The organism is Paenibacillus sp. FSL H7-0918 (assembly GCF_038007025.1).
In the GTDB taxonomy this organism is placed as follows: Bacteria; Bacillota; Bacilli; order Paenibacillales; family Paenibacillaceae; genus Paenibacillus_AQ; species Paenibacillus_AQ odorifer.
Window position 1 is genome coordinate 1969745 of sequence record NZ_JBBOWJ010000001.1, and the last position, 13997, is coordinate 1983741.

Consider the following 13997-nt stretch of genomic DNA (forward strand, 5'->3'; position numbering starts at 1 on the left):
ATTATTTCCCTCCCTGAACCAGCTCGTAGAACAGCTGCTCCAAAGTCAGCCCCTGATGCCCGGCAGTTGCCGCTATTTCCGCCAACGTGCCCTGTGCAATCACCTTACCTTTATGCAATACAATAAAACGGTCGCAATAATTCTCTATTGTGGAAAGAATATGAGAGCTTAACAGAATCGACGATCCAGAGTTCTTCAGATCCATCATGAAATCAAGCAAGGAGCGGATCCCTAGCGGATCCAATCCTAAAAAGGGCTCGTCGATGACATATAAAGCAGGTCGTGCAACGAAAGCGCACATGATCATAACCTTCTGTTTCATCCCTTTGGATAGATGGGTCGACAGGGTGTCCATCTTATCCTCCATATGGAACAGCTTGGCAAGATGCGAGGTGCGGGATTCATAATCCTTTTGATCTACCCCATAAGCTCTGGCAGTAAATTCAACATGCTCACGAACCGTCATTTCGTCATACAGCAGCGGCGATTCCGGTACAAAAGACAACGCATTATTGTATCCAACGGGATCTTCAGCACGCGTCTTGCCCTGTACGGTGATATCGCCCTTATGGGGCGACATCAATCCTAGAATATGCTTCATCGTCGTACTTTTTCCTGCTCCGTTTAAACCAATCAATCCAACCATTTCGCCAGGCTGCACCTGAAGTGCAATATCATGCAGCACTGGCTTATTCAGGCTGTACCCACCACTGAGACCCGTAATTTGCAATACGGGAGCATTATTCATTGACCGTCACCTCTCGGAGTTTTGTCTTTCAACCACTTTGGAGCTCCTTTATTTTTACGGTTCTTCTCACGTTCCGCATTGCTGCTGCGTTTGCTCCGTGCAGGAGTCGCATCTCCGCGTGCTCCCGCAGAAGGATTCGCGCTGCGCTGTGAATCGCGTTGTTGTTCTCCGCTTGTTGTTTCACTTGTGTTAATCGTAGCCATTCTTTTGGCAGGCGGTGTACCTGCTCCAACGGATGGCGACTGAACATTGGAGGCTCCAGATGTGCTAACAGGCGGCTTGCCGCTGCGTGGAGCGGATCCATCACGGCGTTGCCCACTGCCTTCATTACTCCGTCCCCGTCCATTGTGCAAAGCGCTGCGTGCTTCATCTGCTGCAAGCACCTTACCACCGACCATCTCCCGCTCCTCAAGCGCAATATCCAATTCGCGGGCGAATTTCCGCATGATAAAGGTCTGTTGCTCTGTAACTATTGTTACAGATAAGCCGCGGCGTCCCATCCGTCCGGTACGGCCTGCACGGTGTACATAATGTTCAGAATCAAAAGCCGGATCGTAGCTAACTACCAAAGAAAGATTCTCAATATCCAGTCCTCTGGCAGCTACGTCACTGGCAACAAGCACACGAAATTTGCCTTCCCGGAAACCTTTTAATACATTGCTGCGCGTTACCTTATCGGCATCTCCGTAAAGTGCTGCCGCAGTAAGCCCAAGATGATTCAGCTTAGCCTCAACCTCGGCAATATCATCTGTAGCATTCACGAACACAATCGCTTTATCGGGATTGTAATGGCGAATCACCCGGCGCAGCATGTCCATTTTGTTACGCTCTTCAGCAACAACATAATGATGCTCCAAGCTTTCAGCAGTCATTACACCTGGAGCAATCCCGACCTCTGCCGGGTTCTTCATTTCACGATTAGCCAGCGCTTTCGTCTCTGGTCCGATCGTTGCCGACAGCATAACAAGCTGGCGTGAACGCAGCGCACTGCTAACAATTTTTGTGACTTCGCCGGCTCCGCTAAGCTGGAACATTTGGTCCGCCTCATCCAGAACAATAGTACTGACTTCATGCATCTTCAATTTACGAAGTCCAATCAGCTCGCGGATCCGCCCAGGTGTTCCCACAACTAGCTGTGGATGCTCACGCAGCTTGTCAATCTGGCGTTTGATTGCGGCCCCGCCAATAAGACCCATAACTCGGATTCCGCGCTGTTCACCATAACGTTCCGCCTCGCGTAAGATTTGCATCGCCAGCTCCTGTGTAGGGGCGAGCACCAGCTTTTGGACCACCTTCTGCTCCGGATTAATCGCTTGAAGCAGCGGCAATAGATAGGCCAGCGTCTTACCCGTTCCAGTCTGGGAAGCTGCAATAACATCTCTTCCCTCTAGTAGAAGCGGTATTGTCTGCTCTTGTACCGGGGATGGAGCGTTAATGCCGAATTCCGACAACCGGGCAATGAGGTCTTCCTGAATGCCGATAGCCGCAAAAGAAGCTTTATTCATAAGTGTAATTCATCCTTTTCGCTTGAGATAATATCTTCATTATATGCCAAAAAGGCCTCTCCACCAAATGGAAGGCCAATAAAGCTGACAACAGGGTCTATTTTCTGTTCATCGCATTATAAGTAAGCTTGTCCGCCAGGCGAGGAAACAGCCCGTAAAGCCGTATGCCAAACCCTGCCAGACCCGGAAGATCGAGCTCTTCTTTGCCGGTCTCCATAACCTTAACGATCTTAGAAGATACGTGCTCTGGGGTCATCATCATCCGGGCTACACTCTTCTCATAATTGCCAGAGGGGTCAGCCGTTTTGAAAAAATCGGTGGCGATCGGCCCCGGGTTCACAGCCGAGACGATAATTCCACTCTTCCGCAGCTCCTGACGGAGCGCATTTGTGAATCCGAGTACAGCATGTTTGGTAGCCGTATAGGCTACGGACTTGGCTGTGCCTATCTTCCCTGCCATGGAAGCCACATTTACAATCTGGCCGCTTCCCCGCTCCAGCATATGTGGAACAACAGCCTTCGTGCACCGGACAATCCCCATGTAGTTAACATCCATCATATCGTCAAATTCATGAGGCTCCATCTCTGTAAAAGCAGCAAATTTGCCGTACCCTGCGTTATTTAGCAAAATATCAATTCTGCCGTATGCCTCCAAAATTTGTGCGAAGGTCTTCTGAACACCCTCAGCATCTGTTACGTCACAGGTGTACAGTCCAAAAACGCCCGGGATACCGGCCGCTGTTTCTTTCAGCTTCGCTTCGGAACGTGCTACCAGGACAGGGATTGCCCCCTTTTTACTAAGCATCTGTGCCGTTAATGCACCAATGCCGCTGGACGCTCCTGTAATCACAACAACCTTATCTTTGAGTACCATGAAAAGTATTTCAGCTCCTAACTCTTGCCTAAGAGATCATCACCTGAATATCCATCTCTCCAACCCCATCCATCAACAACGGAATACTAAGCGCTTTACGAGGCATAAAAGACATGCTTTCCATCTTCATAATCTGAGGAGGACTTATATCCACCGAAACACCTTGATTATATAGAATGGTACTGGCATTCCCACTGATCATATTGCTCAGCTCTGAAATTGCACTTTGACCCATCTCATCCATCTCGGTGATCACAAAGCCACCCATCATAATCGATACCATTCGCAAGGCTACCTGCTCCGCAATACCAAATATAATATTTCCGCTCAGTTGGCCTGTCATCCCTACTTGAATCCATATATGATTATCGATCAGTTCAATTTCTTTAATGCCTAAACTCCCCGTAGAAGGCGAGACCTGAATTACTTGTTCTATAACAGTCCGTGCAGACTCTAGAAACGGATTAATTACTTCTGCTTTCATGAATGTCTAGTCTCCCCCTTTATCGTGCTTTGGTCATATACCAAAAGTCCCAAGCAATATGGATATATTATACTTTATATATCGGCACAATTCAGCAAAAATTAATGCATATGTCGAATTCAAACCCAAGATAGTTTACGCAGCAACATTGCTCTGCCGGGTATTATCTCCTATAATTTAAACAAATGCCAACGTGGAACGTAAGATATTAACGCAATTACACATCCAATTCGATGGTCCAAAGGAGGTATTCCATGAACATCAGCCAGCTGGAGACACTAATAACAATTTCCAAAACGATGAGCTTTCGCAAGGCCGGAGAACTGCTTAATCTGACCCAACCAGCGGTTTCAGCACAGATTAAGAGCCTTGAAGAAGAGTTCAAGACTCAGCTGGTTGACCGAAACCAGCCTGTTACATTAACGGATAGAGGGACTGTCTTTCTGGAGCATGCGGAACAAATAGTGAGGATTGTCGAGGAACTTAAGGAACGGCTTGCAGATCTTGATGAAAATCCCCAAGGTCATATAGTTTTAGGCACAACTACCTCAATCGCTATTCAAATTTTACCGCGTATTCTATCTTATTTTAAAGACCAGTTCCCCCATATCAAAACATCAATTTCCTCTATGTCCTCATCACAAATTTATCAGCATGTCGAAAACGGCATTGTTGATGTCGGCATCGGTTATTTAATTGGACGTAGCCCGGGCATGTCTACTTCCATTTTGTATTATGATACCTTCGAACTGGTGGTCTCTCCCAGACACCCTCTCGCTCAAGTGAAGACCGCTGGGATAGAAGCCTTAAGCAAAACCCCGCTGATTCTGCTCTCACCAGACACAGTGGGCCGTAAATTTGCGGATGAGGTTCTGAACAAACATGGCATTCAACCTCAGGTCATTATGGAGCTGACCAGCAGCGAGGAAGTGAAACGGATGGTCGAGCTCGATTTGGGCGCCGCCATTATTTCCAAGCAGTCAGTTACCGCTGAGGTTCGAGCCGGCACTCTCAAAATTGTGCCAATTATTGAGTTGGAGGTCACGCATCCTGTTGGTGTGATCACGAAATCAGGAAAATACGTAAACTCTGCTATGAGGCAGTTCCTAAGCGATCTTAAAGGCATGCCAGAAACCCAATTTATCGGGTCTGAATAAATCCCACCCACAAAGTGGAACCGATTACTTCTGAGCTGATTGCATAACCTTGTTTAAAGGAGATGTTCTTGATGAAATTTGATTTACACACCCATCATTTCCGCTGTGGCCATGCTGACGGAACGATTAGAGATTATATCGAAGCTGGGATTGCCGCTGGATTGGGCGTTATAGGTATTTCCGATCATACTCCCTATTTCGGAGATCCATCCGATCAGGCTTTTCCCAAAATCGCAATGGCTAAATCCGAATTTGCTAATTATGTAGATGATGTTCTCTCCCTCAAAAAAGAGTACGAAGGCGTTATCGACGTCCTGTTAGGCATCGAATCAGATTACTTCCCCGAACATGCTGAGATATACCGCAAAACATTATCCGCCTACCCTTTTGATTATGTGATTGGATCGGTACATAGTGTTGGTGGAGTCAGCATTTTTAACAAAGGGCGCTGGAAAAACCTTAGCAAAAATGAGAAGATCCGCGTGAAGTCTGAATATTACCGGTTGATTGCTGATTCCGCACGCAGTGGTATGTTCCAAATACTCGGGCATATTGATGCGATGAAGGGGAATTATCCTGCTTTTTCCGAAATTCCTGCACCTCAGCCGATTGACGATTGTCTGCGTGTAATTAGTGAATGTGACGTGGCCATCGAAATCAATACCTCAGGCGGAACTAAGCTGGTCGGCGGCTGGTATCCCTCTGAAGATATTCTGGAGCGGGCACTACATTTTGGCGTAGAGGTTAGTTTCGGTTCGGATGCACATAAGCCGTCCCGGGTCGCTGAGGATCGTGATGCGGTAGCTGCACAGCTCAAAGCAATAGGCTTTACACACTGGGTTTATTACAAGCAGCGCCAAAAAGTCAAAGTTTCTCTGTAATCAAGCCTAAACGCCTTCAACGTCCCTATAAGGACGGTAAGCGTTAAAGCGAGAAATTAAATAATGCACCAAGCGTTATTGGTTTAGGGGCAGGGTTCACCCTCCGTTAAACCAATCTCAGCTTGGTGCATTTTTTTGTTTATTTACAGATTATCACAGCTAAAACCTTGTTGTTTCAGCGTACGTTTCGCATCTCCATATTCCGGGTTGATCTCATAAAAATGAGCAATCGTACTGGTCCAATCTCTCTCCGTCATCCCCTGCTGCTGCAAGTATTCACGGTGGGTTTGATTATATGCCTCCAGGAGGCCTTGTACATCCGGATTGTATTGCTCCTCATGAAATATAGCTTCCAGCGGCAGCCGCGGCTTCTGAGAAACCTCCTCCGCTGGGTATCCCACGCAGAGACCGACGACAGGGAATACGTACTCCGGCAGCTTCAGCAGTTCAATCACACCTGCTGTGTTGCGGCGTACACCTCCAATAGGAATGATGCCCAGTCCCATGGATTCCGCCGCTGCAATCGCGTTAGACAATGAGATTCCCACATCTGTAGCTCCAACCAAAAGCGCATCCACATCTTTTACGGCTTCAAAAGACTTGCCTTCCAGCTCACTAGCTACTTTAGCTCTATAAAAATCCATGCAAAACACCAAAAAAACCGGTGCTGCCGCTACATGTTTCTGATTTCCGCACAAAACTGAAAGCTGCTGCTTACGCGCAGGATCTTTGATGGCGATTATCGATACCTGCTGTCCATGAACCCATGACGGTGCGGCTTGAGCCGATTCAATCATTGTTTGTAGCTTCTCTGGCTCCACAGGCTGGTTTGAATATTGCCGGAAAGAACGATGATTTTTTAATGTTTGTACCACTTCATTCAAAATGTTACGCCTCCTTGGTCATTCCACTCCATAGTATGTTAATCATAAACGATCGGATTCGGTACTGCCAATCACTTACGCTACTCTTTTCAAACAAAAAAAATGGACCCGAATCATCGGGTCCCAAAGCAGTATATTTTTAAAAGGGGGTCATGTACTTAGTTTAACCGCACACTGTTAGAGTTTGATAACGGCATTATTTCATTTGTGTAACAATGTGAATACTTTCATTACATCGTCCAAGGAGCCGACTTTGGGCATCACCCGCTCCAGCTTCATACCGTTCTTGAGCATCACACGTTCCGATCTAATATTATCTCCTGTGCAGCGTCCTTCGATCCTTGTTATCCCAAGGGTATGAACACTATAGTTCAAAAACAAACCCACGGCCTCCGTCGCCAGCCCGCATCCCCACCATGCCGGGTCCAGCATATATCCTAAGGTAGCTGTGCCCTCACGGCGGTTCCAATTCTGCAAAGCCACTATACCGATCAACCGCTGCTGCCCCTTTAAATAGATCCCGGCATGCAGCGCACAAGGATCGAAGGCAAATAACATCCGGTTTACCAGCTTCTCCACCTGGGCAGATACTGATCCAGGGCCGGAGCGTACTAGAATATGGCGCTGCACATCTGGATGGGAGAGCAGCTGCCGCAAAGCTAAAACATCCTCAGGCATGATCAGCCTCAGATCTACCGCTAAACCATGTTGTGTCTCTAACAACACTGCTCCATAGGTGCTCATCTTCTCTCCCCTTCCGTGCAGCTAAAATTCCAGCCTAATCAGCTCATGGACCGATGCAGCGTCAGAACCGTTAATTCTGGCCTACACAATAACCGAAAAGGCATGTATGTCTCTCCAAACCCTCTATTCACATACACAGGCATGGCTTTGTCTTCTGTATAATACAATCCATTTATGTATTTAAGAGATCCATAAGGTGTAAATGGCGCACCTATAAAGGGCAGGCGAATTTGTCCGCCATGACTGTGCCCGGAAAGCTGTAGATCAAATGAATAGGCCTGTGCGGTATCCGCATAATCCGGCTCATGCATCAAAAGGACGTTAAAGGTTCCTTCAGGAACACCAGTAATTGCTTTCGCTGGGTCGGGTTTACCGTGTAACAGATCATCCAGACCCGTAACCGCCATGACTGCCCCGCCTCTTTTTAGAAGGTAGGATTTGTTCCTTAGCACCCGGAAGCCCGCAGACTCCAGCAGCTCGGTAACCAGCTGGGTATTCTTGTAATCATGATTGCCTAATATCGCAAATTTACCCAATGGCGCACTTAACGCTGCCAGCACCGGTACGGCTTCAACAAGATCCTCAGGATCGCTGTCCACAATGTCACCCGTGAAGCAAATAAGATCCGGTTCAGATTTACTTATATGTTTAGCGAGCCGGGCCAGATCCCTGGCATCCTTATTAAATCCGAGATGCGTATCACTGAAATGAACAAGCTTCATCCCTGAAAAAGCGGAAGGAAGCTCCTTGAAGCGCAAGTCCAGCTTAGTGACCTCAATCCAGTTTGGCTCCCCCTGCCATGCATATCCGCTTGTAAGCAATCCTGCGCCGATTACAGCAGCCGCACCCCGAGTCAGGAACTGCCGGCGGGTAATTGTAGACTCGCCACCAGAATGCCCCTTAGAGGTGTCCTTGTGGATCTTATCGCCATTCTTATTGGGAGAAGCCCCAGACGATTGTATCTTCATAGGGAGATTCTCCTTTCTTTACCTTTTCCCCGAAAAACAGATGGTCCAAATAATAACTTATATATTATTTCGGGCAGTTAGAACAATCCGGCATTCTTTCTCCGGAGTTTCGCTGTAAGCGCGTGCAATCCCTTTTTTTGCGATTTCTGATTTTTGAACTCGTCTCAGCATAAATGCTACTTCCAGCGTTTTTTCAAAAGGAAACGGTTCAAGCATTAACGTTGACTTATCCTGCCACTCCGCTGTGATGACACGACCTGACGTAAAACTGAAATCTTCAGTACCTGAGAACCCTTCACGCCACCATGGATGCTCCTCTGATTTCGGACACCCTGGCTCATTTAAGGCCAAATACAAGGACAGATCATCGCAGAATTCTAAAAGGCGGGCATCATAATACAGCTCATCTTCCCCAATAGGCTTGGAAGCTTCAAGCTCCCGATGGATACGTGCTCTGCGTTCCTCTTCATGTTCTTGATATAAAGTAAGCTCTGGATAATCGAGTCCCGCAATCTTAATAAGCCGCTCAAAATGCAAGCTGCACAGCAACGCTCCGTACGGTGTGTGTTCCTCGATCTCATCTAATCCACGCTTATAAAAGGTCAACTTAGGCACTACAGGAAAATCAATAAAGGTGTAGGGTGCTTGCTCCGCATCATTCCAGAAAGGGGTCTCATCCAGATCAATCCAGCCCCTATCATGCTGTGCTACTGCCCACAGTACCTCTTCCCGGCGTCCTTCAGTTGGCACATGCTGCTCTTTGAACCCAATGGCCAGCTCTCCGGCAAGTTTCCCGTGATCATGCTGCTTAACCATTACAATTGCTCCATCTTGCTCCCGACAAATCACGATTATTCCTCCTTGTTCCACAGCTAACATTACGTTAACAATGGATATTATAGCATAAATTGGTCAATGTTCTGAACCTGCTCCAGCCCTGCAAGACTTTCCCGCCACAAGCAGATAAGAGAGTCATAACAACATAAAAAAAGCTACCCCCCAGCGAATGGAATCCACTTTGAGGATAGCTCAATAGATAAACATTTGGCGGTACTATTAATTACACACCTAACCAACGTTTGAACATATGCTTCGTTGTTTGCTTGTTAATTTCTGCAATGGATGTCGTAAGAGGTATTCCCTTTGGACAAGCGCGTACACAGTTCTGTGAGTTACCACAGCCATCGATCCCGCCATCCTCCATCAGAGCATCCAATCTTTCGTCAGCGTTCATTTCACCTGTAGGATGAGCATTGAACAGACGTACTTGAGAAATGGCTGCCGGTCCGATGAAATCCGTCTTTTCGTTGACATTCGGGCAAGCCTCCAAACATACGCCACAGGTCATACATTTGGATAATTCATAGGCCCACTGCCGTTTTTTCTCCGGCATCCGCGGTCCCGGTCCAAGATCGTACGTACCGTCAATCGGAATCCATGCTTTTACCCGTTTTAGCGCATTGAACATCCGGGTACGGTCAATGACTAAGTCACGCACCACCGGAAATGTCTTCATAGGCTCAATTCGTACAGGCTGCTCCAGATTGTCTATAAGTGCAGCGCAGGCTTGGCGGGGTTTGCCATTAATCACCATGGAGCAAGCTCCGCACACTTCTTCTAAACAGTTGGAATCCCAGCATACGGGAACTGTGCTGTCACCTTTGGCATTCACAGGTTTACGCTGAATTTCCATCAAAGCACTGATCACATTCATACCTGGACGATAAGGAAGTTCAAATTCCTCGACATACGATGAACTTTGTGGATCGTCCTGGCGGGTGATGATAAACTTTACGTTTTTGGGAGCTGCAGCTGTTTCCGCCATAATGGTTCCCTCCTAAAATTGCCTGATTTTATTTCATGAAGCTTGCCTCGCAAGCTATTCTGTTTCTGGAAAGCATTAATCCTTCGAATAATCGCGTACCCGTGGAGGAATCAGCGAGACATCCACTTCGTCGTAGGAGATTTGTGGACCCTCTGCAGTCCAGGCTGCTTTTGTGGTCTTCAAGAACTCCTCATCATTACGATTCGGGAATTCCGGTTTGTAATGTGCACCACGGCTCTCATTCCGCATAAGCGCCCCAAGTGTCATCGCTTCGGACAGCTCCAGCATATTCCAGAGCTGGCGAGTGAAGGCCACACCTTGGTTATTCCAGCGCGATGCATCATTCATATTGATCTTGCGATAACGCTCCTTAAGCTCTTTGATTTTGCCAATGGTCGCTTCCAGCTTCGGATTGTGCCGCACCACGGTCATATTAGCGGTCATCCATTCGCCCAGTTCCTTGTGGATCACATAAGCATTCTCTGTCCCTGACATTGCCAATAGAGACTCATATTTGTCCGTTTGCTTTTTGTGGAAGCTATCGAATACGGAAGAAGAGATATCCTGCGATGATTTCTTCAGGCCTTTAATGTATTCAACAGCCTTTGGTCCTGCGACCATACCGCCGTAAATAGCAGATACCAGAGAGTTGGCGCCTAGACGGTTCGCTCCGTGATATTGATATTCACATTCTCCGGCTGCAAAAAGACCCGGAACGTTCGTCATTTGATTGTAATCAACCCACATGCCGCCCATAGAATAGTGCACAGCCGGGAAGATCTTCATTGGTATTTTACGGGGATCATCCCCCATGAATTTTTCGTAAATTTCAATAATCCCGCCAAGCTTCACGTCCAGCTCTTTTGGATCCTTGTGAGAGAGGTCCAAATACACCATGTTCTCGCCATTAATGCCCAGCCCTTGATCCACACACACATTAAAAATTTCACGTGTAGCAATATCGCGCGGCACCAAGTTACCGTAGGACGGATATTTTTCTTCTAGGAAATACCACGGCTTCCCGTCTTTATAAGTCCAGATACGGCCGCCCTCGCCACGTGCCGATTCCGACATCAGGCGGAGCTTGTCATCTCCCGGAATAGCCGTTGGGTGAATCTGGATAAATTCTCCGTTGGCATAATGTACGCCCTGTTGATACACCGCACTTGCGGCTGTCCCTGTATTAATAACGGAGTTCGTTGTTTTGCCAAAAATAATACCCGGCCCGCCGCTTGCTAAAATAACAGCATCCGCAGGAAAAGTCTCAATCTCCATCGTCTTAAGATTCTGGGCACTGATGCCGCGGCATACACCTTCGTCGTCGATGATAGCTGAAAGGAACTCCCAGTTCTCGCGTTTAGTTACGAGACCTTCAGCTTCCCAGCGGCGCACCTGCTCATCCAACGCGTACAGCAGCTGTTGGCCTGTAGTCGCGCCGGCAAAAGCTGTACGGTGCCGCTTCGTTCCGCCGAAACGACGGAAGTCGAGCAGACCTTCCGGTGTGCGGTTGAACATAACGCCCATCCGGTCCATAAGGTGAATAATACCTGGCGCAGCTTCACACATCGCTTTAACCGGCGGCTGATTCGCCAAAAAGTCACCGCCATAGACGGTGTCGTCAAAATGCTCCCAAGGGGAGTCGCCCTCACCTTTGGTATTTACAGCGCCATTGATGCCGCCTTGCGCACATACGGAGTGTGATCTTTTTACAGGAACTAATGAGAATAAATGGACATGCGCACCGGCTTCCGCTGCCTTGATGGTAGCCATCAGGCCGGCCAGGCCGCCGCCCACGATAATGATATCGGATGTTGCCATGATAGTTCACTCCTTTTATCGAAAATATCAGAAAGGATTCTTAAATTAAATGAAGGTCTTTATGGACTGGGCAATGGTTGCTGCAGTTTGAAATTCACTGTCACGGAAAGTAACCAGCGAAATCAGGAACATGAAAGTTACTAATACAAATATGCCAAGACAGAGGTAAGAAGATACCCGCTGTGCACGTGGACCTACGGTGATTCCCCAGCTGATCAAGAAAGACCAGAGACCGTTCGAGAAGTGGAAGCATGCAGCAACGATACCGATAATATACAGTGTCAGCAGAAGTGGCTGAGTCACGATATCATGCATCAGACCGCCTAATTCTTCGTGCTCCACATTACCCACCGCCACCTGAACCCGTGTTTGGAACAAGTGCCAGACGATAAAGATGAAGGTAACAATACCTGTAATCCGTTGCAGGGTATAACGCCAGTTTCTTTCAATGTTGAAACGGTTCAAGTTCGGCTTGGATTGATACGCAATATAAAGTCCGTATACCCCATGGTACAGCAGAGGAAGCCATATACCGAACAATTCCAGGAAGAAGACGAGCGGCAGGCTGTTCAGCCATAACACGCTGTCAGTGAAACCGGAAGCGCCACCCTCTACAGCCGCAAAATTCGTCATCATGTGCTCAATGAAGAAGGCTCCAAGTGGGATAACGCCTAGCAAGGAATGAATCTTTCTGGAATAAAATCCTTTCATACAAAGTAACCCCTTTCCGATTAAAACAGCGTTTTCATTAATGGGTATTCACCGCCGGAACTACATTTGACACAGGATAACGTTGACAATCCAATGACAATAATTCCTTAATTTACCGTTATCCTAGAGTTTACCGGACTTAGTTTTATTTTTCACAAAATGTGAATATCTTGTGTCACTTTTCATGTTACTCTTTTTTCGCTTATAAGGGAATTGCAATCTAATTATTAAACGTTATACAATAAACGCATAAGAATAGATTTTATATGATAATAATTCTCATTTAGCAAAACTACATTTTCCGACATAACCTGATTTTCCTTATGTAATAAGAACAGTTACTCTTACGGCTATGAATTTCATCACTACTGATCGTACATCGCATTAGGAGAGGAACTCAATTATGTTTGACGATTTAGATGTTTTTGCAGCAGTTGTGGAACATTCCAGCTTAAACCGGGCCTCACGCCAGCTCAATCTATCCCAGCCCGCCTTGTCTCGCAAAATTTCTAAACTCGAGGAACGTCTGGGGGTCGCACTGTTTAATCGTTATGGCAAACGACTGGAGTTAACCGAGGTTGGGCGTCTCACTTATTCCTATGCGCTTGAACAACGGCAGCAGCGTTCGAAGTTTCTGGAGGCTCTTTCCAAATTCAAAGAGGGGGAGCCAAGGCTTGTCACCTTGGGGGCTAGTCTTACCTCCCTGCAGACCACGCTTCCGCCGCTGGTAAACGCTTATATGGACAAATATCCGACCGCAGAGCTGAAGCTGATCACAGGCCGAACGCATGAGATCGTATCCTCAGTTAGTGAGGGAAAATCAGATGTAGGTCTGATCGCTTCCTCTATTCAAGAACCCGGGTTGCGCTGCATTTCTCTATTTGAGGATCAACTGCGACTAGTCGTCTCAGAGCAGCATCCTTTAAATTTATCTTCCAAGCTAACCATGGATAATCTATCCCGGCTGCCTATGATTCTCTTCTCAAAGGGGACCTGGTACCGGCGTCTGACGGACGATCTATTCCAGCGCTGCGGGATTGATCCCGATGTGCGCATGGAGATTGACTCCTTCGAAGCCATCGTACGGCTGCTTCCGACTGTCAAAGCGGCTGCGTTGCTGCCAAAGTCTTATCTGCGTCCAGAGCTGCTGAACGGCGGCGGGCTGGTGTCCTTACATATCAAGGAGCTGGAGCAGACTCAACGGACCACCTGCCTGATCTACCGTGACGATGGAAGCATGAGCACGGCGGCTCGCAGTCTGGTGCAAGTTACCGAAGAGATGTTTCTGACAGAACGTGAGCAGTAAAGCCGGACCAAATGAATCAAGGGGCGCACCTAGTGATCTCCAAATGAGGCAATAAGTGAAGCACTTATCGACGAATTAGGGGATTTCTCCCT

14 protein-coding genes are annotated in these 13997 nt (G+C 47.4%); 3 read left to right on the forward strand and 11 right to left on the reverse strand.

What is annotated here, in order from left to right; all coding sequences use genetic code 11:
- Position 1: 1 nt before the first annotated feature.
- The 4 genes from MHI15_RS08915 to MHI15_RS08930 all read right to left on the reverse strand — a co-directional run bounded on the left by MHI15_RS08915 (position 2) and on the right by MHI15_RS08930 (position 3611).
- Positions 2 to 748, reverse strand: a complete 747-nt coding sequence (locus tag MHI15_RS08915; protein WP_036679788.1) for an ABC transporter ATP-binding protein — start codon at positions 746 to 748, stop codon at positions 2 to 4.
- Complete coding sequence (locus MHI15_RS08920; protein WP_076127920.1) at positions 745 to 2253, reverse strand: DEAD/DEAH box helicase; 1509 nt, start codon at positions 2251 to 2253, stop codon at positions 745 to 747. Before MHI15_RS08920 ends, MHI15_RS08915 begins: the two co-directional genes overlap by 4 nt.
- Positions 2254 to 2350: 97 nt before the next feature.
- Positions 2351 to 3127 (reverse strand): SDR family NAD(P)-dependent oxidoreductase, encoded by a 777-nt coding sequence (locus MHI15_RS08925; protein WP_076127922.1) that lies wholly within the window; start codon positions 3125 to 3127, stop codon positions 2351 to 2353.
- 28 nt (positions 3128 to 3155) lie between these two features.
- Positions 3156 to 3611, reverse strand: coding sequence for a chemotaxis protein CheX (locus MHI15_RS08930; protein ID WP_036679793.1), 456 nt, complete (start codon positions 3609 to 3611; stop codon positions 3156 to 3158).
- Positions 3612 to 3865: 254 nt separating this feature from the next.
- Here MHI15_RS08930 and MHI15_RS08935 point away from each other — a divergent pair, with 254 nt between their 5' ends.
- The gene (locus MHI15_RS08935) at positions 3866 to 4768 is read left to right on the forward strand and encodes a LysR family transcriptional regulator (protein WP_038573173.1); all 903 of its coding nucleotides are present in this window, start codon (positions 3866 to 3868) and stop codon (positions 4766 to 4768) included.
- Positions 4769 to 4839: 71 nt separating this feature from the next.
- Positions 4840 to 5649, forward strand: coding sequence for a histidinol-phosphatase (locus MHI15_RS08940; RefSeq protein ID WP_076193295.1), 810 nt, complete (start codon positions 4840 to 4842; stop codon positions 5647 to 5649).
- A gap of 143 nt (positions 5650 to 5792) precedes the next feature.
- On the opposite strand, the gene MHI15_RS08945 is transcribed toward MHI15_RS08940, so the two are convergent.
- The 7 genes from MHI15_RS08945 to MHI15_RS08975 all read right to left on the reverse strand — a co-directional run bounded on the left by MHI15_RS08945 (position 5793) and on the right by MHI15_RS08975 (position 12599).
- On the reverse strand, positions 5793 to 6524 hold the full coding sequence (locus MHI15_RS08945) for an NADPH-dependent oxidoreductase (protein WP_254847707.1): 732 nt from the start codon (positions 6522 to 6524) through the stop codon (positions 5793 to 5795).
- Positions 6525 to 6734: 210 nt separating this feature from the next.
- Positions 6735 to 7277 carry a GNAT family N-acetyltransferase gene (locus MHI15_RS08950; protein ID WP_076184756.1) on the reverse strand — a complete coding sequence of 181 codons (543 nt, stop codon included), beginning with the start codon at positions 7275 to 7277 and terminating at the stop codon, positions 6735 to 6737.
- A 38-nt stretch (positions 7278 to 7315) separates the two neighbouring features.
- Positions 7316 to 8245 (reverse strand): metallophosphoesterase, encoded by a 930-nt coding sequence (locus MHI15_RS08955; protein ID WP_341164348.1) that lies wholly within the window; start codon positions 8243 to 8245, stop codon positions 7316 to 7318.
- A gap of 57 nt (positions 8246 to 8302) precedes the next feature.
- A complete protein-coding gene (locus tag MHI15_RS08960) occupies positions 8303 to 9094 on the reverse strand; it encodes a DUF3891 family protein (protein ID WP_076127959.1) in 792 nt (263 codons plus the stop codon).
- A 211-nt stretch (positions 9095 to 9305) separates the two neighbouring features.
- Complete coding sequence (gene sdhB, locus MHI15_RS08965; protein ID WP_341164349.1) at positions 9306 to 10070, reverse strand: succinate dehydrogenase iron-sulfur subunit; 765 nt, start codon at positions 10068 to 10070, stop codon at positions 9306 to 9308.
- Between the two features lie 75 nt (positions 10071 to 10145).
- Positions 10146 to 11888 carry a succinate dehydrogenase flavoprotein subunit gene (sdhA, locus tag MHI15_RS08970; protein WP_076127961.1) on the reverse strand — a complete coding sequence of 581 codons (1743 nt, stop codon included), beginning with the start codon at positions 11886 to 11888 and terminating at the stop codon, positions 10146 to 10148.
- A 45-nt stretch (positions 11889 to 11933) separates the two neighbouring features.
- Complete coding sequence (locus MHI15_RS08975) at positions 11934 to 12599, reverse strand: succinate dehydrogenase cytochrome b558 subunit (protein WP_036679804.1); 666 nt, start codon at positions 12597 to 12599, stop codon at positions 11934 to 11936.
- 403 nt (positions 12600 to 13002) lie between these two features.
- On the opposite strand from MHI15_RS08975, the gene MHI15_RS08980 reads away from it, so the two are divergent.
- Complete coding sequence (locus MHI15_RS08980; protein ID WP_036679806.1) at positions 13003 to 13905, forward strand: LysR family transcriptional regulator; 903 nt, start codon at positions 13003 to 13005, stop codon at positions 13903 to 13905.
- Positions 13906 to 13997 lie beyond the last annotated feature (92 nt).